22 protein-coding genes, 2 pseudogenes and 1 other annotated feature are annotated in these 20,692 nt (G+C 41.6%); of the genes and pseudogenes, 21 read left to right on the top strand and 3 right to left on the bottom strand.

Annotated elements, in window-relative coordinates; all coding sequences use genetic code 11:
- Positions 1 to 299, bottom strand: a pseudogene (locus BJN41_RS15150) (IS3 family transposase); the annotation flags it as partial.
- Positions 88 to 204, bottom strand: a sequence feature (AL1L pseudoknot). (Overlaps the previous pseudogene by 117 nt.)
- Positions 300 to 370: 71 nt before the next feature.
- Between BJN41_RS15150 and BJN41_RS08720 the strand changes: the two are divergent.
- Both BJN41_RS08720 and BJN41_RS08715 read left to right on the top strand, forming a co-directional pair.
- Positions 371 to 1,461, top strand: a pseudogene (locus BJN41_RS08720) (IS3 family transposase).
- A gap of 25 nt (positions 1,462 to 1,486) precedes the next feature.
- A complete protein-coding gene (locus tag BJN41_RS08715) occupies positions 1,487 to 1,762 on the top strand; it encodes a hypothetical protein (protein ID WP_019836545.1) in 276 nt (91 codons plus the stop codon).
- A gap of 111 nt (positions 1,763 to 1,873) precedes the next feature.
- On the opposite strand, the gene BJN41_RS08710 is transcribed toward BJN41_RS08715, so the two are convergent.
- On the bottom strand, positions 1,874 to 3,175 hold the full coding sequence (locus tag BJN41_RS08710) for a peptidylprolyl isomerase (RefSeq protein ID WP_070154607.1): 1,302 nt from the start codon (positions 3,173 to 3,175) through the stop codon (positions 1,874 to 1,876).
- Positions 3,175 to 5,622 carry an LPS-assembly protein LptD gene (locus BJN41_RS08705; protein WP_070154605.1) on the bottom strand — a complete coding sequence of 816 codons (2,448 nt, stop codon included), beginning with the start codon at positions 5,620 to 5,622 and terminating at the stop codon, positions 3,175 to 3,177. The genes BJN41_RS08710 and BJN41_RS08705 overlap by 1 nt, the downstream gene beginning before the upstream one ends.
- 120 nt (positions 5,623 to 5,742) lie before the next feature.
- Here BJN41_RS08705 and BJN41_RS08700 point away from each other — a divergent pair, with 120 nt between their 5' ends.
- The 19 genes from BJN41_RS08700 (at position 5,743) to BJN41_RS08610 (ending at position 20,665) form a co-directional block, all read left to right on the top strand.
- Positions 5,743 to 6,756 (top strand): aminoglycoside phosphotransferase family protein, encoded by a 1,014-nt coding sequence (locus BJN41_RS08700; protein ID WP_070154603.1) that lies wholly within the window; start codon positions 5,743 to 5,745, stop codon positions 6,754 to 6,756.
- Complete coding sequence (gene murU / locus BJN41_RS08695; RefSeq protein ID WP_070154601.1) at positions 6,757 to 7,446, top strand: N-acetylmuramate alpha-1-phosphate uridylyltransferase MurU; 690 nt, start codon at positions 6,757 to 6,759, stop codon at positions 7,444 to 7,446. It begins immediately after the preceding gene.
- Between the two features lie 84 nt (positions 7,447 to 7,530).
- The gene (gene rsmG, locus BJN41_RS08690) at positions 7,531 to 8,163 is read left to right on the top strand and encodes a 16S rRNA (guanine(527)-N(7))-methyltransferase RsmG (protein ID WP_070154599.1); all 633 of its coding nucleotides are present in this window, start codon (positions 7,531 to 7,533) and stop codon (positions 8,161 to 8,163) included.
- 23 nt (positions 8,164 to 8,186) lie between these two features.
- On the top strand, positions 8,187 to 8,969 hold the full coding sequence (locus BJN41_RS08685; protein ID WP_004976821.1) for a ParA family protein: 783 nt from the start codon (positions 8,187 to 8,189) through the stop codon (positions 8,967 to 8,969).
- Positions 8,966 to 9,853, top strand: coding sequence for a ParB/RepB/Spo0J family partition protein (locus BJN41_RS08680; RefSeq protein WP_070154597.1), 888 nt, complete (start codon positions 8,966 to 8,968; stop codon positions 9,851 to 9,853). Before BJN41_RS08685 ends, BJN41_RS08680 begins: the two co-directional genes overlap by 4 nt.
- Positions 9,854 to 9,882: 29 nt before the next feature.
- Positions 9,883 to 10,530, top strand: coding sequence for a MotA/TolQ/ExbB proton channel family protein (locus tag BJN41_RS08675; RefSeq protein ID WP_070154595.1), 648 nt, complete (start codon positions 9,883 to 9,885; stop codon positions 10,528 to 10,530).
- Between the two features lie 9 nt (positions 10,531 to 10,539).
- Positions 10,540 to 10,962, top strand: coding sequence for an ExbD/TolR family protein (locus BJN41_RS08670; RefSeq protein ID WP_070154593.1), 423 nt, complete (start codon positions 10,540 to 10,542; stop codon positions 10,960 to 10,962).
- Positions 10,962 to 12,689, top strand: coding sequence for a lipid A export permease/ATP-binding protein MsbA (msbA, locus tag BJN41_RS08665; RefSeq protein ID WP_026438035.1), 1,728 nt, complete (start codon positions 10,962 to 10,964; stop codon positions 12,687 to 12,689). Before BJN41_RS08670 ends, msbA begins: the two co-directional genes overlap by 1 nt.
- 3 nt (positions 12,690 to 12,692) lie before the next feature.
- Positions 12,693 to 13,706, top strand: a complete 1,014-nt coding sequence (lpxK, locus tag BJN41_RS08660; RefSeq protein ID WP_019836535.1) for a tetraacyldisaccharide 4'-kinase — start codon at positions 12,693 to 12,695, stop codon at positions 13,704 to 13,706.
- Between the two features lie 11 nt (positions 13,707 to 13,717).
- A complete protein-coding gene (gene kdsB / locus BJN41_RS08655) occupies positions 13,718 to 14,479 on the top strand; it encodes a 3-deoxy-manno-octulosonate cytidylyltransferase (RefSeq protein ID WP_070154591.1) in 762 nt (253 codons plus the stop codon).
- Positions 14,480 to 14,493: 14 nt separating this feature from the next.
- A complete protein-coding gene (locus BJN41_RS08650; protein WP_070154589.1) occupies positions 14,494 to 15,483 on the top strand; it encodes a DNA polymerase III subunit delta' C-terminal domain-containing protein in 990 nt (329 codons plus the stop codon).
- A gap of 10 nt (positions 15,484 to 15,493) precedes the next feature.
- Positions 15,494 to 15,835, top strand: a complete 342-nt coding sequence (locus BJN41_RS08645) for a PilZ domain-containing protein (RefSeq protein ID WP_019836532.1) — start codon at positions 15,494 to 15,496, stop codon at positions 15,833 to 15,835.
- Between the two features lie 23 nt (positions 15,836 to 15,858).
- Complete coding sequence (locus BJN41_RS08640; protein WP_070154587.1) at positions 15,859 to 16,632, top strand: TatD family hydrolase; 774 nt, start codon at positions 15,859 to 15,861, stop codon at positions 16,630 to 16,632.
- Between the two features lie 93 nt (positions 16,633 to 16,725).
- Positions 16,726 to 17,340 carry a TetR/AcrR family transcriptional regulator gene (locus BJN41_RS08635; RefSeq protein ID WP_019836530.1) on the top strand — a complete coding sequence of 205 codons (615 nt, stop codon included), beginning with the start codon at positions 16,726 to 16,728 and terminating at the stop codon, positions 17,338 to 17,340.
- Positions 17,341 to 17,346: 6 nt separating this feature from the next.
- On the top strand, positions 17,347 to 17,898 hold the full coding sequence (locus BJN41_RS08630; RefSeq protein WP_019836529.1) for a prepilin-type N-terminal cleavage/methylation domain-containing protein: 552 nt from the start codon (positions 17,347 to 17,349) through the stop codon (positions 17,896 to 17,898).
- Entirely contained in the window at positions 17,888 to 18,268 is a 381-nt protein-coding gene (gene gspI / locus BJN41_RS08625) for a type II secretion system minor pseudopilin GspI (RefSeq protein ID WP_070154585.1), read from the top strand. Before BJN41_RS08630 ends, gspI begins: the two co-directional genes overlap by 11 nt.
- Positions 18,265 to 18,888: a type II secretion system minor pseudopilin GspJ gene (gene gspJ / locus BJN41_RS08620; RefSeq protein ID WP_070154583.1), complete on the top strand. Its 624-nt coding sequence runs from the start codon at positions 18,265 to 18,267 to the stop codon at positions 18,886 to 18,888. The genes gspI and gspJ overlap by 4 nt, the downstream gene beginning before the upstream one ends.
- Positions 18,889 to 18,901: 13 nt before the next feature.
- Positions 18,902 to 19,885: a type II secretion system minor pseudopilin GspK gene (gene gspK, locus BJN41_RS08615; RefSeq protein WP_019836526.1), complete on the top strand. Its 984-nt coding sequence runs from the start codon at positions 18,902 to 18,904 to the stop codon at positions 19,883 to 19,885.
- A gap of 183 nt (positions 19,886 to 20,068) precedes the next feature.
- The gene (locus BJN41_RS08610) at positions 20,069 to 20,665 is read left to right on the top strand and encodes a 6-pyruvoyl trahydropterin synthase family protein (RefSeq protein ID WP_019836525.1); all 597 of its coding nucleotides are present in this window, start codon (positions 20,069 to 20,071) and stop codon (positions 20,663 to 20,665) included.
- The last annotated feature ends 27 nt before the right edge of the window (positions 20,666 to 20,692 follow it).

Below are 20,692 nucleotides of genomic sequence, written 5' to 3'. Positions count from 1 at the left end.
TTGTTCAGCATGATGCAAGTCATGTAGATCTCGCTTTGCTCGATGTTCTGGGTTTTCAACGAAATCTAGTGTTCGATAATAGGTAGAAGCCGCGATCGGTAAAATCCTGCAAATCGCCTCAACACCATATAACGCCTTATTGTTATGGATGAAATCTACCATTATTTGTGTGGGCGGTCGAGCTCCGCCTGGGCGAAAAAAGCGGCTGCTTTACGTAGAATTTCGTTAGCACGTTGCAGTTCTTTATTTTCACGTTCGAGTTGTTTAATACGTTCTTGATCTGAAAGTTGCTGTACTTTGGTAATCCCCCCTAAAAATAATAGGATCTAAAAGTAGAATTTTCTCTTAAGATACGAGCAGGAGATTCTGCATGAAAACATCTAAATTTACTGACAGTCAGATCATGTCCATCTTGAAACAGGCAGAATCTGGCACACCTGTAGCGACCCTTTGCCGTGAACACGGCATGAGTAATGCTACCTTTTATAAATGGCGTGCCAAATATGGTGGTATGGATACATCATTAATGGCTCGACTGAAAGAGCTAGAAGCCGAAAATACCAGACTTAAAAAGATGTATGCGGAAGAGCGATTAAAGGCCGAAATCATCCAGGAAGCGATGGCAATGAGCAGCACTGCTGCGCAAGGGTAAAGCCATCTTGCCGGCGTAAGATGGCACAACAGGCAGTTGCCCAGCATGCCATTAGTATTCGTTTGGCTTGTAAAGCATTTGGCATTAGTGAAACCTGCTACCGCTATCAAGCCAAACTCAGCGATGACAATGCACTCATTGCTGAACAGCTCATTGAACTCACTGAGGAAAATTCCGATTGGKGCTTTGGTTTGTGCTTCTCGTATTTACGGCATGTTGAGAGTTGCTGCTGGAATCACAAGCGGGTTTACCGCATTTACTGTGAGTTGGCACTGAATCTGCGTATTAAACCGAGAAGAAGACTAAAACGGCATGCGCCTGAACCATTGAAAGAACCAATCCGAGAAAATCAGGTTTGGTCATTAGATTTTATGCATGATCAGCTTTCCGATGGTCGCAAGTTTCGATTATTGAATGTGATTGATGATTACCGCCGCGAAGGCCTAGCCATTGAAGCAGGGTTCTCATTGCCCACAATCAGGGTTATTCGTACGTTGAATCAATTGCTGGAGTGGAGAGAAAAACCGTTAGTGATCCGATGCGATAATGGTCCCGAATTTATCAGTCACGAATTTGTGCGCTGGGCTACTGAGTACGGTATTCGTATTGAATATATTCAACCGGGTAGGCCACAGCAGAATGCGTATATTGAACGCTATAATCGGACCATACGTTATAGTTGGCTGAGCAAGCATTTATTTGATACTTTGGATGAAGTACAAGATTATGCAACAAACTGGTTGTGGCATTACAACCATGAAAGACCACATCAAGCTAACAAAGGAAAGCCACCTCTAATGGCTGCTTAACCTCTACTTTTAACTTCGGTTATTTATGGGAGGATTACCCAATGATGTGCCTTTAGATTTTTATAATACTGAAACAAAAGATCAATTATTTCCTGAGATGCAGTGTTCCATTATTAAAAAAGTTGAATTAATGCCAGATGAAGAGCGTATTTTTCAACTAAAATACAAGTTATTTGAACCTGTAAAAGGAGTTTGGCAGTTAAATAATCAAGTCAAAATTACTATCCCATCTGAGCCAGAAGAAGAGTGTGGAGAATTGCAGCTACCATTGGAACTAATAGAAAATAAAAACTTTTCTTGATGAAAGTCGAACGGATGAGACATAAGTTTGAGCAGCTACGCTTGAAAATAAAAAACCAGTGAGGTAGCACTGGTTTTGATTATGATCTAAAGATCTAAAAGCTCTACGCGCTTAGGAGTTCTTTTTACGATCTAAGCTTGGGTCTTTGATTTCTACAAAAGCATTGTTGCGTGTTTCACGTAACCAGCTGTCTAGTTCAGTATCAAATTGACGTTCACCTAAAATTTGACGTGCCATACGTTCTTGGTATTCACGTGTCATATCTTGTTGACGGATATCGGTGACTTGCAATACATGCCAGCCAAACTGAGTCTGGAATGGTGCGCTAATTTCGCCTTTGGCGGTGTTTTTCATTTGGTTTTCAAATTCAGGTACCATCACCCCAGGGTTGACCCAACCTAAGCTGCCACCATCACGTGCAGAGCCTGCATCGTTAGAGAATGTTGCTGCCAAGGTTGCAAAATCTTCACCTGCTTTTAAGCGGTTGTAAATGCTTTCAATCATGTGTTTGGCATTTTCAGGGCTAACCACTTCTGTCGGTTGAATGAGGATGTGGCGGGTTTGATATTGAGGTACCAATGCGCGTTGTTCAGTGCTTTTACGCTCTAAGAGCTTGACCACATGAATACCATCACGGACTTCAATCAGTTCACTGGTTTGACCCACATCTAACGGTGTAATGCGTGCAGCAAGTTCTGCAGGAATAACTGTTAGGTTACGTAAACCCAAGTCTGCAGACTGTACGGTTACACCATTGCCTGTGTATTTTTTGCTAATGGTTTGAACATCATTGCTTTGTGCTAATTCAGCTTTTACTTTTTGCGCAACTTGTGCGGCATTTTCTGTTCCTGAAACACGCACATGCAAAATATGTACTTGATTGCCTAATGCTGCTTGACCTTGCGGGGTTTTCAGGAAATTATCAACATCTTGGTCGCTAATTTGAATACGTGACATTACGACTTGTTGACGTAGGCGATTGATTGCTAAATCTTCAGCAATACGGTTACGTAAAAATGCATAACTGCCTGGCGCGGATTGATCTAATTTTTGCTGAAAAGCTTCTAGGCTGTTTGCGCCATTTTGCTGTGCAACTTTCAAAACTGCTTCATTTAAAGATTTTTCATCGGCTTTAATATTATAGCGTTTGACTTGTTCTAATTGTGCTTGGCGTACAATCAGTTGCTCTAAAGCTTGTTGTTCTAAAATGTGTTGCGGTGGAACAGGGCGCTTTTGCATTTCCAGTTGTTGTTTGAGTTCAACCACGCTTTGCGCTAAATCGCTTTTTAAAATGACACTATTGTCAACTACAGCCACAATTTGATCATTCGCAGCAAATGCAGGCAGCGCTGCTGTCATGCAAAGTGCTAAGGTTGATGCTTTTAAAAATCGTTTTAACTGTTCTGTTTTCATTAACGTTGTGTCCAAGATTGATTAATTTTATTAAAACCTAAAATACGGTTTTCAAGCAAAGATGCAAGTTTATTATTGAAACCGCCTAAACCTTTCAAATTTAATTCCGCCATAATGGCACGTTTTGGTTTTACACCGACATCGGTGACATCATCTAAATCGTTATAGTAAGAGCGACCATAGACTGAGATGCCCCAACAGCACGACTCATAGTTCACACCCAGCAAATATTCACGCGCTACGCTATTGTCTAGGTCATATTGCGCATGACCTAGAATACGCCAGTTGTTGTGAATAGGCTGAATAAACGATGCCACGACTTGATCATAATGATCTTGACGGTTTGGAATAACACGACGGTTAATATAACCAAAACTATATAAGTTGCCTTGATCACCCGTGTAAAGCATATTGACACTGCGCTGTGCATTGTCGCCATTTGACATCCATGCAGCATTGGCACCCACACTAAGGTTTTGGCTTAGCTGACTGGTTAAGCTCACAATTGGCCCAGTACGGTTTTCCGTATTAAATTCGTCTTCGGTATTATCCAGCGTGACACGACGATCTTCAAAGTAAAAACTTTGACCAATTCCTGCTCTAAGGCGTTCTAAACCAATTTCATCAAATAGGCTATAGTTTAAACCCAAAGACAAAAAGTTGTTGTCTTCTAAACGGTCATGACCATAGAAACGGTTTGGACTGAACAACTGGTCATAATTAATCGAAGCTGTTGCAGAGTCAAAGTTTGGGTGGTCGTTTTGATTACGGTACGGTGCATAGGCATAGAACGCGCGCGGGGTAATGGTTTGCAAGAAGCGACCATCTTTTTCAAAGGTAATCCCTGTGTCTAAAGTGAATTGCGGAACAGTAACTGACTCACTTTTACTTGAAGATTTATACGTGTCTGTACTTAGAGTTTCTTTATCATAGAAGGTGTTGATGTTGCGTAACGATACTTCTGGAATCACAAATGACCACGGGTTACGGTAGTTGTAACGCACTGCAAAGTCATTATAAATACGCGTACCACTTGGTTCCCCATCTTGCGCAGCTAGATCTTTTTTGAAGTAAGCCGTGTCGTTATTAAATTCGACTTGGAAGCCTTGAGGATTACCTGTTTTATAGTTCAATAAAAATTGTGGTAGGCGTGCATAAGGACGATCTACAGATGGAATCGTCTTATCCAGGGTTTGGAAATCCTCAACTTTGAGCTGTGCTTTTAAACCCGGTATACCGTTACGATAATTCAACTCCCAAGCACGACGTAAATTCAGGTCGGTTTTAGAGTTCGGGTTGTTATTTAAATCGGCAAAGTAGTCTTTGTCCGATGCATAGTTATATTCTAGGTTGGTTGAAAATTGCTCGTTAATTTGCCAGCCGTGTAAAAAATGTAGATCTTTACGGTCTTGGTCATCATATTTGGCATCCGATGCTAAATAACCGCCCCAAATTTTACCTGAACCAAAATTTTCAGTTAAATAACGGAATTCACCTTCTAGCATCGCGCCACGATCGGCAATATAACGCGGGCTAACGGTTGCATCAAAATTCGGTGCAAGGTTTAAATACACAGGCACAGACAGCTCGACACCACCATCATTGGTAAAGCCAAAACTAGGCGTCAAAATACCTGTGGTACGGCGGTCATCAATTGGGAAATTGAAGTAGGGTACAGCTAAAACTGGTACATTTTTCACATACAATTTGGTGCCGCGTGTTTCACCGCGTCCCGTTTCCTGATTCAGCTTAATTTCATTGGCTTGAATTTTCCAAGTCGGGGCTTGTTCAGGCGGGCAAGTACTGTAAGTGGCATTATTCAGCACCATCGTATTGGTTGAGGTGCGTGCAATTTTTTCTGCCATGCCGTGTGCATGTTGTTCTTCGGCAATATAAAAACTGTTGTTTAAGTCACCTTGCTGGGTTTTTAGGTTGTAATTAATTTCATCACTTTGCGCCAGTAAACCCGCTTGCGCCATTTGTACCCGACTTTCGGCTTTGGCAAAGGTCTGAGTTTGATCAATGGTAATTTTATCGGCACGAATTTGACGACCTTCTTGGTCAATCACCACGTTGCCTTCTAAGACTGAATCACCATTTGGGTTATAGTGACCATAATCGGCAGTCACTGTAGAAGTGGCATTTGCAGCATCTACCGCAACAGTACCTGAGCTGATTGGCGTTAGCCATGCACCTTCACAATAGGCAGAACTTTGAGTGTGCCCAAATTGTTGTTGTGCTTCAGGTGCAGCTTTATCAACATAATATTGCTCAAAGAACTGCTGCCCAGGATAAGCTTCCTGAATGGTGTGTTTAAGCTGCTGGTTATTGAGATTTGTGACAGATGAAGTCTGATCTGTGGTCTGCGCATAGCTGGAAACAGAGTGACCACATAACAGAGTTAAGACCGCAGTCGCTAAAGGATTAAATTTAAACTGATGCTTCATTTATCTCATCAACCAAGAATGCTTAATCGCAATTAATTATTGTCGCATCATAGAGAAAAAGCGCAGAAGTAGCTACACTTAGCACTTTAAAAACTCAGCCTGTATTAGAATTTATTGCAAATGAATACACAACGCGAACAATTGATACAAACATGGATAACATCTGTACTTGGTTCAGATCAATTTGAAACTCATTTTTTAGCAGGCGATGCAAGTTTTCGTCGTTACGCACGAATCAAGTTGAATAATAAAACATTTATGCTCATGGATGCACCACCAGAAAAAGAAGATTGTGGTCCTTTTGTGACGATTGATGAATTTTTTGCTGCCCATGGCGTGCGCGTGCCAAAAATTGTAGCTAAAGACCTGACACAAGGCTTTTTGTTGCTTGAAGATTTTGGTGATGTCTTATTATCTACCTTGCTGAATGATCAGACTGTAGATGACTATTATGCGCAGTGTTTTAAGCAGTTAATTCAATTACAAGATATTGATGGCACTGCACATTTCCCTGAGTATTCCTATGACAAACTCATCAGTGAAATGGAATTGCTCACCGATTGGTTATTGCCTGCCTTACAGATTCAGCCAAGCGCAGAAGAAAGTGCCTTAATTAAACGTACTTTTGCTATTTTAGCCAATGCAGCTGTGGCACAGCCGCAAGTGATTGTGCATCGTGATTTTCATAGTCGTAACTTAATGAAAGTAGACGATGACACGGAACTTGGTATGATTGATTTTCAGGATGCGGTCATTGGTGCAGATACATACGATTTAATTTCGATTACCCGTGATGCTTATGTGCAGTGGAATGCTGAGCATGTGTATCGTTGGTTTAAAATGTTCTATGACTTGTTGCCAGAAGTATCTAAGCAAGACCGTGATTTTGAACAATTTAAAAAAGATGCCGATATGATGGCGATTCAGCGTCATATCAAAATTTTAGGTATTTTTGTGCGTTTATTTGAGCGTGATGGTAAATCGGGTTATCTCAAGGATTTACCGCGCGTAATGTGGTATTTACTTGAAGAAAGTAAACCTTATCCAGAATTACAACCATTTATGCACTTTATTCACACGACAGTAATGCCAAAATTTACAGCCAAATATGGTCAGTATGAGGTGGTTGCCTAAATGAAAGCCATGATTCTTGCTGCAGGCATGGGTAATCGTATGCGTCCTTTAACACTGCATACGCCTAAACCTTTATTGGAAGTCGGTGGAAAACCTCTAATTGTGTGGCACATCGAAAAATTACAAAAGATGGGTGTGCAGGAAATTGTCATCAATACGGCATGGTTGGGTGAAAAACTTGCAGATGCTTTGGGTGATGGTTCTCAGTTTGGTGTGAAAATTTTGTGGTCGCATGAAGGCGAAGGCTTAGAAACTGCAGGTGGCATCATCAATGCGTTGCCATTATTGGGCAATGAACCTTTTATATTGGTGAATGGCGATGTTTGGACTACCATGGATTTTGCGCCACTATTAAATGTGCAGCTTCAAGACGACTTGGCACATTTGGTTTTGGTGGAAAACCCTGTGCAGCATCCGCAAGGTGATTTCACTTTGGCTGCAAACAAAGCCTATACTTTTGAGCAAGCACGCTCAGGTGAAAATCTGACTTATAGTGGCGTGGCGGTGATGCATCCGCAAATGTTTAACGGTTTGGAATCGGGCAAACGTCCGCTTGCGCCATTGCTCAAACAAGCCATGCAGCAAGAAAAAATTTCTGCACAGAAATTGCAGGGTGTTTGGGTGGATGTTGGCACTCCTGAACGATTAAATGCGCTAGATCAACAAATTCAGCAGGGTGTGTACGCTTAAGTGCATATTCACTAAGCATTCGCCCCTATGACTGCAACTATAAATCGGTATACTTCCATTAACTTTTTCGAGATGTGAATTGTGATGCATTCGTTTTTTCAGGAACTCAAGCAAGGTAGTCAGGCTTTAGGTTTAGAGCTCAGTGATGAGGCTTTAAATTTATTACTCAAATACCAAGATGCTTTGGTGCTATGGAACAAAGCGTACAACCTCACTGCAATTCGTGACCCGAAAGAAATGCTGGTGAAGCATTTGCTAGACAGTCTGAGCATCCTCAAAGATTTGCCTGCAGGTCGTTTACTGGATATTGGGACAGGTGGCGGTATGCCAGGCATGATTATTGCCTTGTGTCAGCCTGAGCGCGATTGCGTGTTACTGGACTCGAATGGTAAAAAGATTCGTTTTTTAAAGCAGTTTATTGCGGATTTAAAACTGAAAAATGTGGTGGCGGTACAGACTCGGGTTGAAAATGAAGACAGTATTCGTGAACTTGGGCAGTTTGATGTCATCACCAGTCGTGCTTTTGCTTCGTTAACCGACTTTGTTACTGCATCAACACCTTTTATGCATGCGCAAAGTATCATTGCTTCTATGAAAGGTTTGGTTCCTACCGATGAAGTCGCGGCATTGAAAGATCAGTTTAGCTGTGAAATTATTGAGCTCAAAGTTCCGCGTTTAGACGAACAACGTCATTTACTTTTATTAAAACGTATTTAATTTTTCAAAGGACTGGGGTGATCATGGCACAAATTATTGCGATTGCGAACCAAAAAGGTGGTGTCGGAAAAACCACAACCGCAGTAAATTTGGCAGCATCTTTAGCTGTTTTGAAAAAGCGCGTTTTATTGGTCGATATGGACTCACAAGGCAATGCCACCATGGGTTCAGGCATTCAAAAAAATGATTTGCTGTATTCAGTGACCGATGTATTGTTGGGCGAAGTGCCGATTGAAACCGCAATTAGCAAGGCAGAAGTTGGTTATAAAGTCTTGGGCGCCAATCGTGATTTGGCAGGGGTTGAGTTGGTGATTGCTGAGCAAGAAGGGCGCGAGTTTATTTTGCGCAATGCCTTGCAAGAAGTTGCCAAAGACTTTGATTATATTATTGTCGACTGTGCACCAAGTTTAAGCTTAATTACAGTAAACGCTTTAGCAGCAGTGCAAAGTGTAATCATTCCAATGCAGTGCGAATATTATGCACTTGAAGGTTTGGCAGACCTGACACAAACCATTGATCGTATTCAACAAGCACTCAATCCTGATTTAGAAATTATTGGCGTATTGCGCACCATGTATGATGCGCGCAATGCCTTAACCCGTGACGTGTCTGAAGAATTATCGCACTATTTTGGTAAAAAATTATACGATACCGTGATTCCGCGTAATGTGCGTTTGGCAGAAGCCCCAGCACATGGCCTGCCTGTCATTTATTTTGAAAAAAGCTCTAAGGGGGCTGTTGCCTACCTAAATTTAGCAGCTGAAATGTTGAAAAAAAGCAAAGTGAAAAAAGGAAGTAAAGCATGACCACAAAAAAACGCGGATTAGCCAAAGGTCGTGGTTTGGATGCCTTATTGGGGTCAATCCAGAAAGAAAAATTACAACTTGAAGTGCAATCTTTAGATCATGGTCAGCTAAAACAAATTGATGTCAATTTATTAAAACGTGGTGAATATCAACCGCGTCGCTTTATTCAAGAGCAAGATTTACAGGAATTGGCGGCATCTATTGAAAAACATGGTGTAATGCAGCCAATTGTGATTCGTCCGATAGATGACGAACAACATCCTTATGAAATTATTGCAGGTGAGCGTCGCTGGCGTGCTGCACAGTTGGCAGGTTTAACTGAAATTCCTGCAATTGTGCGTGATTTGACCGATCAGGTCGCGATTGCTTTGGCATTAATTGAAAACATTCAGCGTCAAGATCTCAACCCAATTGATCAGGCAATGGCGTTACAACGCTTTCACGATGAGTTTGGCTTGAGTCATCAGGAAATTGCCGAAACAGTAGGTAAAGCGCGTACTACAGTGAGTAATTTATTGCGTTTACTCACTTTGGCTGAGCCTGTTAWAGGGTTTATGCAGCAAGGCTCGCTAGATATGGGGCATGCACGTGCTATTTTAACTTTGAAGGCCAAAGATCAGCTCAAAGTCGCGCAGCATGTAATTGAAAAGAATTTATCGGTACGTCAAACCGAACAATTGGTGCGTGACTTTAATGCACCAAAACAAGAAAAGCCGAAAACGGTTATTGCACCTGATATTCAACAACTCACGCAACGTCTTTCTGAGCGTTTTAGTGCAGATGTTAAAATTGATTATAACAAGCAAGGTAAGGGCAAATTAACCATCAGCTATCACTCTCTGGAAGAGCTGGATGGTATTTTAGATATTTGCCTGTCCGATTAATTTAATTCGTATTTATTGGGGAAAAGCGAATGTGGGAATTGGTAAAAGCGGGTGGCTGGCTGATGCTACCGTTGGTGTTGTGCTCGGTATTTACCGTTGCAATTACCATTGAGCGTTTTATGCGTTTAAAGCGTGCAGGTATTTTGCCCAATGCGTTGTTGCTCAACCGCGGGCAAAGTTTAGCGACTGTGTTGCAACAACTAAATCAAAGTGCCAACTTAAAAAACAGTACATTAGGTCGTATTTTTGAGGCAGGTGCGCGTAACAAACAACAAACAGAACACTATGCGCGTGCACAAATGGAAGCGACAGCTTCACAAGAAATTGGTTATTTAGAAAAAAATATCAACTTCTTGGGTACGCTCAGTGCAGTAGCGCCGTTATTGGGTTTGTTGGGTACAGTGCTTGGGATTATTGAATCATTTTTAGTGATTGATGTGGGTGCAAGTAATCCAACCTTAATGATTCCAGGGATTTCTAAAGCCTTAATTACCACTGCAGCGGGTATGTTGATTGCAATTCCAGCCTTATTTGCCTATCGTTATTTTCAGCGTTTGGTGCAAGAATATACGGCTGAGCTAGAGCAACAAGCGACTTTGTTTCACGCAGGTTTATTTTATAAGTGTCAGCCTCATCAGCTTGATGAGGATGTGCAAGATGTGAAAAAAGTAAGCTAAGGTGAGTTTATGAAGTTCAAACGCTCGCAAGTTGAAGATATTCATATTAATCTGACACCAATGATTGACTGTTTACTGTTCATCTTGGTGTTTTTGTTGCTTTCGACCACATTTAACCAATTTAGCCGTATGAATTTAACTTTGCCAGATGCGCAAGGTGTACCACCAAAATCTTATGAACATAAAATTGAAGTGGTGGTAGATTCTTCAGGGCATTATTCTGTTAATGGTCAGGCGCTTTCGACTAAGGGAGTGGCAGATTTAAGCACAGCAATTAAACAAATCTCTCAAGATCGACGAGATTTAATGTTTATCATTGCTGCAGATGCCAAAGCCACTCATCAAGATGTGATTCGAGTGATGGATGTCGCAGGACAACTTGGTTTCGTCAACATCAATATCAGTACGAAAGTCCCAACTCGAGGTTATTAGTGAAGAAGGATTTACAGGTCTATCGCCGTCTTCTGAGATATTTGCTCCCATTTTGGGGCTTGGCAATCTTGGTGATTATCGGTTTCGCCATTAATGCAGCCACAGAAGTATCTGTGGCAAAACTCTTGGAAAAAATTATTAATGCCATTCAGGAGCGTGACCAATCTTTCACCACACTATTTCCGCTATTAGTCATTGCACTGATGTTTTTCCGTGGTTTGGGAACTTTTATTGGCGGTTACTATACAGCAGTGATTTCACGTAATTTGGTATTCAATATCCGTCAGGAAGTCTTTGCTAAATTGCTGCGTTTACCTGCACAGTATTACTTAGATAATACCAGTGGGCACATTACTGCCAAAATTATGTATAACGTAGAGCAGTTGACCGCTGCATCTACAGAATCGCTGCGTACATTGGTACAACAGGGTTTGATTACACTCGGCTTGCTCGGCTATTTGCTGTATACTAACTGGCGTTTGACCCTCTGTATTTTGGTATTTGGCCCATTAATTGGCTTGCTGATTCGTAAAGCAGCAAAACGCATGCGTCGTTTATCTATTCAAGTACAAGACACCATGGGAGATGTAAACCACGTGGTGCAAGAAACGGTGAATGGTAATTTGGTCGTCAAAGGTTTTGGTGGTCAGACCTATGAACAAAGCCGATTTAAAGAAAACTCTTTAGAAAACCTGCGTCGTGGTTTAAAGATGGTGGCAGTGCAGCAATTGAACAGCCCAGTGGTGCAGTTCATTATGTCCATTGCTTTGGCAATTATTATCTGGATTGCCTTACGTCCAGAAATTCTACGTGATATTTCAGCTGGCGAGTTTGTGGCGTATATCACTGCAGCAGGCATGTTGAGTAAGCCAATTAAAGCTCTTACCGATATTAATGAAAAATTACAACGCGGCTTGGCAGCAGCACATTCAGTCTTTGAATTGCTCGATATGCCTGAAGAAGACAATCACGGGACGCTTACACCAGACTTAAAAGGCAATTTGCAATTTAAAAATGTGAATTTGGTGTATTCAGATGGACACCATGCCATTCATGATTTCAATCTAGATGTCAAAGCAGGCGAGACAGTGGCTTTGGTCGGTCGTTCAGGTGCGGGTAAAACCTCATTGGTCAATCTGTTGGTACGTTTTCAGGAAGTATCTTCAGGGCAAATTTTGTTTGATCAGCATGATATTCGTGATATTGAGCTGAATAGCTTGCGCTCCCAAATTGCTATGGTCAATCAGCAAGTGGTATTGTTTAACCGTACGGTACGTGAAAATATTGCCTATGGTCAGCTTGAAGGTGCGGGTGATGAAGCAGTGATTGCTGCAGCCAAAGCAGCTTATGCTCATGACTTTATTATGGCTTTACCGCAAGGCTACGATACACCACTCGGTGCGCAAGGTTTGAATTTGTCAGGCGGTCAACGCCAGCGTATTGCGATTGCCCGTGCTATTTTAAAAAATGCACCAATTTTAATTTTAGATGAAGCCACCAGTGCTTTAGACAATGAATCTGAATACTTTATTCAACGTGCATTTGATGCGGCCATGCAAGACCGTACCACCATTGTCATTGCACACCGTCTATCTACCATTGAAAATGCTGACCGTATTGTGGTGATGGATCAAGGGCGTATTTTAGAGCAAGGTACCCATCAGGAACTCATAGCGCAAAAAGGCGCGTACTTCCAGTTGCATCAACGTAACTTCGAGGAACATTAATCCATGTCTTTGGCACAATTTATTCAGGACGCTTGGCAGCAACAAGCCAAATGGCTGGTTGTGCTTAGACCCTTGTCTTTATTGTACCGTGGCGTGAGCTTACTCAATCAGAACTTATATCGTTCAGGGATTAAAACCGCTTATACCGCTCCCGTACCTGTGATGGTGATTGGTAATATTACTGTGGGGGGCAGTGGCAAAACTCCTTTGTTGATTCATTTGGTTAAATATCTACGAAGTTTAGATATTCGTGTCGGCGTGATTAGCCGTGGTTATGGCGGCAAAGGACCATTTCCAGTTTATGTCAGTATCGATGCGAATGTAGAGGTCGTGGGCGATGAACCGACTTTAATTGTGCAATCAACAGGCGTGCCGATGGCAGTGGGGCCAAATCGTCAAAAAAGTATTGAATTGCTGCTTTCACAGCATGAATTGGATTTAATTATCAGTGATGATGGTTTGCAGCATTTGGCTTTAAACCGTCAATTGGAATGGATTGTTTTAGATAATAATCGTGGTTTGGGCAATGAGAAAATATTACCTGAAGGTTATTTGCGTGAACCAAAATCTCGATTAGAGCATGCCACGGTGATTGAACATGCAACGAACCCCAGTTCTCAACTAAATATGCATTTGGCTGTTGCAGAGCCATATTTATTGCATCCCGCACAAGAATTAATTTTTGATCCGACCCAAAATTTTTATGCTGTCGTGGGCATTGGCTTTCCTGAACGGTTTTATAAAACGTTAGAATCGATGGGTGTGACCCAGTTTCAATGCCATGAGTTTCCAGATCACCATGACTATGAAATTACCGATTTGCAGTTTGACGACTTGCAACCGATCATTACCACAGAGAAAGATGCCGTCAAGTTATTGCCACTGTTAAAGCAATATCCAGATTTTCAGCGTGAAATTTGGGTTGTACCTGTAGATGCTGTATTGTCATCGGCCTGCTATGTCACCATACATCAACAATTGAAACACTTGGGTTTAAACCTGCCTGAAAGAACATGATAAGGAAAATTATGAAGCACATTGTTATCCCTGCACGTTATGCCAGTTCACGTCTGCCAGGCAAACCTTTACTGGAAATTCATGGTCGCGCCATGATTTTACGTGTGGTTGATCAGGCAAAAAAAGTGGCAGGTTTTGATGATTTGTGTGTGGCCACCGATGATGCTCGTATTGCAGCATTGTGCCGTGCTGAGGGTGTGGATGTGGTCTTGACTTCGGCAGATCACCCCTCTGGCACAGACCGATTAAGCGAAGTGGGACGTATTAAAGGTTGGGATAAACACGATATTATTGTTAATGTGCAGGGCGATGAACCACTTTTACCTGCACAATTGGTACAACAAGTGGCGCAGTTGCTCGAAGCTCAACCTGAATGTTCTATGTCTACGCTGTGTGAGCCGATTCAGCAACTAGATGAATTTACCCGCGATAGCATTGTTAAAGTGGTCATGTCTAAACACAATCAGGCTTTGTATTTCAGCCGTGCTACGATTCCTTATGACCGTGATGGTGCGAAAGAAGCGACACCACAATTGCATGAACATGCTTATCGTCATTTAGGGTTGTATGCTTACCGTGTGGAATTGCTGCAAGAATATGTGACTTGGGAAATGGGAACATTGGAAAAGCTAGAAAGCTTAGAGCAATTGCGTGTCTTAGAAAATGGACACCGTATTGCTATTGCTGTTGCAGAAGCCAATTTACCCCCAGGTGTAGACACCCAAGCAGACTTAGACCGTTTAAATGCAATGGATATTGCCCATTTTGAGTAAGTGAATCACCTACCATGCAACGTGATGTAATTGGACAAGTGTATCCATGGCAACAACAAGTTTGGGAAAATCTAACTGGTCGATTTCCCAAAATGGGGCATGGTTTATTGTTTTTTGGCAAAGAGGGGTGTGGTAAAGAAGCCTTTGCACAGCAATTTGTGGCTTGGATTTTATGCCAGCAGCGTGATGTGCAGTCACAGCCTTGTGGTGAATGTAGCAGTTGTCAGTGGTTAAAATCAGATACGCATCCGAATTATGTCTATATCAGCACCGATGAAGAGAATAAAAAGCAAAACGCGAAAATTAAGATCGAGAAGATCCGTGATTTATTACCTTTTGTCCAGCAAACGGTAGATGGGTGGCGGGTAGTTGTGATTGAACCTGCTGAGGCCTTAAATATTGCATCCTCCAATGCTTTGCTGAAAACCCTAGAAGAACCGGGTGATCGCATCGTGATTATTTTGCTGGCAGATCACTATCTTAAATTGCCTGCAACCATTCGCAGTCGTTTACAGCACTTTGCTTTAGACCGTATTGATGCAGAACAAGCTACAGCATATTTGCAGCAGCATTTGCCTGATTTAGATGTAAACAAGCAGCAATTATTGATGAATTTGTCCAATCAAATGCCGTTGCAGGCTCTTCAGTTAGCACAGGCAGAATGGTTAGAGCAGCGTAAAGATTTTCTGAAAGACTGGTATAAACTGGTGACGCAAAAAAATATGCCCATGGCAATTGCAACCAAGTGGAACAAGGCGCTGAGCTTTACTGATTTTAGCCAGATGTTTGAATACTTGTTGTGTGATTTAATTTGTGTCAAGCTAAACCAAAGCATTAAAAATTTGGATTTAAGCAACGCTTTGCAGCATTTGGCTGAACAATATGACTTGGAACGTCTGTTTGGTTTATATGCAGAATTACAGCAAGCCAAGCCAATGCTTGAGCAAAACGTGCAAAGTAATCTAGTGCTTGATCAGCTCTGTATTAAGTTAATGAATATTTAAGGGGAACATGATGCAACCACGTATGGGCGGTATTATTCAGGCCAATATTCCTGATGTCGAAACGCTATATTTAAGTTATATGCCATACGTTGTGGGTGGTGGCTTATTTGTACCCTCAAAACAACCTGTGAAAATGGGTGAAGAAATCTTCGTGCTTGCAACTTTGCCCGAACAATCACAAAAAATTCCACTAACAGGAAAAGTCATCTGGATTTCGCAAAAGCAAAATGGCATTAAAATGCAAGGCTTTGGGATTCAACTGAGCGGTGAAAAAGGCGTTTATTACAAATCTGAAGCCGAAAGAATCCTTGCGGGGCTTAAGTCTGACAACCGTAACAGTTACACTATGTAGGTTGTTTCTTTTAGGAAAAAATCGTGTTTGTAGATACACATTGTCATTTAACGATGCTGGATTTAAGCCCTTATGATGGCGACTTAGATGCAGCAATTGCACAGGCACGCCTAGCGGGCGTGTCTAAAATTATGGGTATCTCTGTCGATTTAGACGATCATATTGCATTGTCAAAAATTGCAGCACGTCATGCCAATGTCGGTTATAGCGTGGGTGTACATCCTTGTGAAAACGCTGAAAATATGGAACGCGCCACTACCGAACAACTGATTGCTTTGGCACAAGCAGACAAGGTTTGGGCTTTGGGCGAAACAGGTCTGGACTATTTTCACAGTACCGATTTTGTCGCAGAGCAAAAAGCCTGTTTTGCACGACATATTCATGCGTCACAAGCCGTAAAAAAACCAGTGGTGGTTCATACCCGTGCGGCTAAGCATGATACAGTGGATATTATCCGTGCAGAAAAATCGACGCATGGCATATTACATTGCTTTACAGAAGACTGGGCAACCGCAAAAGCGGTGTTAGATTGCGGTTATTATGTGTCTTTTTCAGGCATTATTTCCTTCAAAAATGCACAAGATTTACGTGATGTGGCCAAGCAAGTGCCTTTAGATCGTGTCTTAATTGAAACTGATAGTCCATATTTGGCACCTGTGCCATATCGCGGTAAGACAAATGAGCCAAAATACGTTCCGTATGTAGCCAAAGCCCTAAGTGATGTATATGATAAGTCCTTAGAGGAAATGGCTTTCATAACAACACAAAACTTTGAAAACCTGCTCAAAGGACATTAATTTGCATAGTGGAATGATGCAAAAATTTAATGTTCTGGTGATATTAAAAATTTCCATTGATTGAATAGTGAAAAGAGAGTTTATCGGGTGAAGATGGATCGTCAGGCTCAGTTTCGAGCAAGAGAAACGTTAATTTTCCAAGTGGCAGAGCAGTTGCTCTTGGAAAATGGTGAAGCAGGAATGACCCTTGATGCTTTGGCAGCAGAACTGGATTTGGCCAAAGGTACTCTATATAAACACTTTCAAAGTAAAGATGAACTTTATATGTTGCTTATTATTCGTAATGAGCGCATGTTGCTAGAAATGATTAAAGACGCTGAAAAACAGTTTTCTGAACATCTAGCATTTTTTATGCTGCATCACTTGCATCATCCTGAGCGTACCGTACTTTTTCACCAAATTGAAGAACGCCTTTCTACAACAGGTGTTGGCATTGGTTTGTTATTTAGTGAACTATACCAAGTCCGCAAAAGCCGATTACGCATCATTATTCGTATGACTGAACAATATTTAGAATCCATTCACAGCAAGATGGAAGTGCGTGATTATCTGGCTTCAATTTGGGCACTTACGCATGGTGCAGCGGCTATTTTAAACTCAAGTTTCTATCAGCGTTATTTGGGCTCACGGGATACTCTGCGCGTCGCCTATATCGACCAAGCGTTGGCGATGCCCAAACAAGCACAATCTTTCGAGCAATTGAATTAATACGCTATGAACATACCACTGTCTTCGGTTCGCGGTTTTACGCTCATTGAATTGATGGTGGTGATTGTCATTATGGCGATTATGGCGTCGCTGGTTTTAATGAATATTGGTGGTGTTGATCAGCGTAAAGCTATGCAGGCGCGGGAAGTGTTTTTATTGGATTTGCGTAAGCTGAATCGAGAAGCCAATGATCAAGCGCGTATTTTTGCACTCAATTTGCATCAAGCAACCGATGTTTCACCTGCGCGATATGATGTACTGGAATATCAGCCTTATGCTTCAGAACAACAATTAACCTTGCAAAATAATCAAAAATGGCAAAGCTATAGTGAGTTTAAAAGCAGAACTTTGCCCGACCAAGTTTCTATCCAAATTTTATCTTTAGAACAAAGTTATCCAAATGCCAACAATAGTGAGTTGCTGCAAGGTAATGCGCCTGCACTGATTTGGCTAGGTAATGGTGAAGCCAAGCCTGTTCGTATTCAGTTCTATTTAGAACAGCGTCCTGTGGGGGCGGAAATAGAGGTCGATCATTTAGGAAAAATCCATGAAAGCTAAAGGATTTACACTACTTGAAGTTATGGTGGCTTTGGCAATTTTCGCAACAGCAGCCATGGCAATGACCAAAGTGGCGATGCAATATACTCAATCCACCGCCAATGCCATTTTAAGAACTAAAGCGCAATTTGTGGCTTTGAATGAAGTGGMATTGATGGAAATGAATCGGCAATGGTTAAGTGGAACAGAGTCCAAGCAAGTGACTCAACAAGGTGAATCATGGCAGATTGACAAGTCCACACAGCCGACCATTAGCCCAAATGTGCAACGTGTTGATCTTCAAATCAGTTTGTACAATCAAGACACGGGACAAGTTGAAACAGGCGTGACTTCTTTGGTGTTTTTTAATGCCCGTGAGCAGCAGTCATGAAGGCTAAGAAGGGCTTCACTTTAGTTGAATTGCTGGTCGCAATTGCCGTATTTGCGGTGTTGTCAGCTTTGGGATGGAAAGTATTTGATTATCTCGCCAAAGTCAAAGACCGCAATGCGATGCATGAAGCTAATTTAGAGCAGTTGCAAGAAAGCTATCAACAATTTTTACGTGACACGATGCAGGCTGTCCCATTAACGGCCAATATCAAAGGACAGCAACAACCTGCTTTAGTTTTACAAAATGGACGTTTTAATTTTAGTAAAACAGGGGTGACCGATCCTTTGCAGCAGGGTATTTCACCCCATGAGCGCGTAGAGTATCAATATCGTGCCGATGAAAAGAAATTGTATCGTTTAAAATATCGTAATTTGCATCAAACGGGCAATGATCAGCCTGAGTCGAGCGTGATGTTAGATGAAGTCGAAGCTTTTGAGATTGTGGTATTGAATCCAAATGAATTAAGCAGTTGGCCTGAAAGTAGTATTGATCCTCAGCAAACTGAACAATTAAGGCTGCTGCCGAAAGGAATAAAAATAAATTTAACCGTGCGTGACGTGCAATATGAATGGATATTTAGCTTATTGCAGACTGATTTTTTAAAGAAGAAAGACAATTAAAGGCACAATAGCAATGTATTCAAAATCGACTCAGCGCTTAGGCGGCATTATCAAGTCACAACAAGGCATCGCCTTGATTACGATATTGATGTTGGTTGCTTTAGCTACGATTTTGGCCGCGACCATAGCTAAACGGCAAATGTACACCAGTGAAAATACCGCGTATTTGATGCGTCAAAATCAAGTATTGTTATATGCCAAAAGTGCCGAAGTGTTTTTTGCAGAATTACTACAAGATGATGCTGAAAATGCAGGCCAAGTCGATCACTTACAAGAAAACTGGGCAAAACCAATGCCGCCATTTCCAGTCGAAGATGGTTATGTATCGGGCGTGCTGCAAGATGAGTCAGGGAAATTTAATTTAAATAGTTTGCTGACAACCGAAGATCAAGTAAACGAAAAAGCAAAAAAATATTTTGAAAAATTATTGCAGCGTGTTGGGCTACCTGCGCAATTAAGTGAAGCTGTGATTGATTGGCAAGATGCAGATGATGAACCGAGTGGTGCCATGGGTGCAGAGTCGAGTTATTACCAAGGTTTGCCAATTCCTTATTTACCGCCCAATAGCTTGTTTCATAGTGCGGAAGAATTAAAACAAGTCCGTGGTTTTGAAGGAACGAAGTATCAGCAAATTGCGCCTTATGTAGCTGCCTTGCCAAAACGGGATACCACTATCAATATTAATACTGCACCTGCTTTGGTTTTGGCGAGCTTAGATGAAAAACTGGATGTGGTTACAGTGCAAAATCTACTTGATCGTCGGAATGCCAATTTGGAGCACTTTAGCAATGTAAATGCTTTGTGGGAGCTAGATGGCTTTCAAACTGTCGATAGCGCGCTCCGCAATGAATTTACAAGTTTATTGGGTGTGAAATCACAATATTTCAAAGCCAAAATTGAAGTAGTGCTGGGCGAGCGCAAACGTCAATTTAGCAGTGATTTGGTGCGTAGCGAAAAGTCTGTCAATGTTAGTGGGCGAAGTCTGGCGCCATTTTAAGTATTTATCATCGACCTTGACTTAGTTATTATCATTTGGATGTAAATGCCTTGCAGGCCTGTACTGAAACTGATCATTACGATTTTTGTCTGGCAATCTGCGGGCTAAAATTGGCTTATTGTTCACGTTTTGCATTATAATTAAAAAGAATATCCCACAAATATTTTGAAGACGTTAAGACCCATGTTAATTCGAAAGTTATTTAAGTTTGAAAATGCGCATATTGTGCGTAATTGTACTTCAGACCGCTGTAAGCGCTCGATTCATGGTCATAGCTATAAAGTAGAATTATTACTGAAAGCTTCAAAACTTGATCATGGACAAATGGTGTATGACTTTGGTTTGCTTAAAGGCGTAATCAAAGAATTATTTGATGCCTTCGATCATGCCATTTGTTTTTGGGATCAGGACGATCCTGCATATATTCAAGCCTGCAAAACATTCAGCGCACGCTGGGTTTCTTTACCCGTATCGCCATCGGCAGAGCAGTTTTCACGTATTTTCTTTTATTTGGCGCAGCAAGTTTTGGCATCGACCATCACACAAAATGGGGAAGGTGATGTGGAGGTTTATTCGGTGATTGTGCATGAAACTGATACAGGCTATGCACAAAGCTTTTTGGAAGATATTGAAAATGCACAGATGGGATTACTGAGTCTGGATCAAATTCATTTTTCTGAGCAAGTACAGACAGAGTGGTCAGATCCACAGATGTATGAAAAATTAAAACAGGGGATGACATTCCAGAACCCGAATGTCGAGTTACAAGTTAAACTTTAAATCACATCATTAGACATCAACAAGGAT

Source organism: Acinetobacter towneri, from assembly GCF_001758345.1.
GTDB classification, from domain to species: domain Bacteria; phylum Pseudomonadota; class Gammaproteobacteria; order Pseudomonadales; family Moraxellaceae; genus Acinetobacter; species Acinetobacter towneri_A.
The sequence above is the reverse complement of the archived record's forward strand: the minus strand, read 5'-3'. Positions and strand labels throughout refer to the sequence as shown.

Bases quoted from the DNA above. Each gene is read 5' to 3' on its own strand.
- BJN41_RS08715 (WP_019836545.1), top strand. From the start codon at position 1,487: ATGGGAGGATTACCCAATGATGTGCCTTTAGATTTTTATAATACTGAA.
- BJN41_RS08710 (WP_070154607.1), bottom strand. From the start codon at position 3,175: ATGAAAACAGAACAGTTAAAACGATTTTTAAAAGCATCAACCTTAGCA.
- BJN41_RS08705 (WP_070154605.1), bottom strand. From the start codon at position 5,622: ATGAAGCATCAGTTTAAATTTAATCCTTTAGCGACTGCGGTCTTAACT.
- BJN41_RS08700 (WP_070154603.1), top strand. From the start codon at position 5,743: ATGAATACACAACGCGAACAATTGATACAAACATGGATAACATCTGTA.
- murU (WP_070154601.1), top strand. From the start codon at position 6,757: ATGAAAGCCATGATTCTTGCTGCAGGCATGGGTAATCGTATGCGTCCT.
- rsmG (WP_070154599.1), top strand. From the start codon at position 7,531: ATGCATTCGTTTTTTCAGGAACTCAAGCAAGGTAGTCAGGCTTTAGGT.
- BJN41_RS08685 (WP_004976821.1), top strand. From the start codon at position 8,187: ATGGCACAAATTATTGCGATTGCGAACCAAAAAGGTGGTGTCGGAAAA.
- BJN41_RS08675 (WP_070154595.1), top strand. From the start codon at position 9,883: ATGTGGGAATTGGTAAAAGCGGGTGGCTGGCTGATGCTACCGTTGGTG.
- BJN41_RS08670 (WP_070154593.1), top strand. From the start codon at position 10,540: ATGAAGTTCAAACGCTCGCAAGTTGAAGATATTCATATTAATCTGACA.
- lpxK (WP_019836535.1), top strand. From the start codon at position 12,693: ATGTCTTTGGCACAATTTATTCAGGACGCTTGGCAGCAACAAGCCAAA.
- kdsB (WP_070154591.1), top strand. From the start codon at position 13,718: ATGAAGCACATTGTTATCCCTGCACGTTATGCCAGTTCACGTCTGCCA.
- BJN41_RS08650 (WP_070154589.1), top strand. From the start codon at position 14,494: ATGCAACGTGATGTAATTGGACAAGTGTATCCATGGCAACAACAAGTT.
- BJN41_RS08645 (WP_019836532.1), top strand. From the start codon at position 15,494: ATGCAACCACGTATGGGCGGTATTATTCAGGCCAATATTCCTGATGTC.
- BJN41_RS08635 (WP_019836530.1), top strand. From the start codon at position 16,726: ATGGATCGTCAGGCTCAGTTTCGAGCAAGAGAAACGTTAATTTTCCAA.
- BJN41_RS08630 (WP_019836529.1), top strand. From the start codon at position 17,347: ATGAACATACCACTGTCTTCGGTTCGCGGTTTTACGCTCATTGAATTG.
- gspJ (WP_070154583.1), top strand. From the start codon at position 18,265: ATGAAGGCTAAGAAGGGCTTCACTTTAGTTGAATTGCTGGTCGCAATT.
- gspK (WP_019836526.1), top strand. From the start codon at position 18,902: ATGTATTCAAAATCGACTCAGCGCTTAGGCGGCATTATCAAGTCACAA.
- BJN41_RS08610 (WP_019836525.1), top strand. From the start codon at position 20,069: ATGTTAATTCGAAAGTTATTTAAGTTTGAAAATGCGCATATTGTGCGT.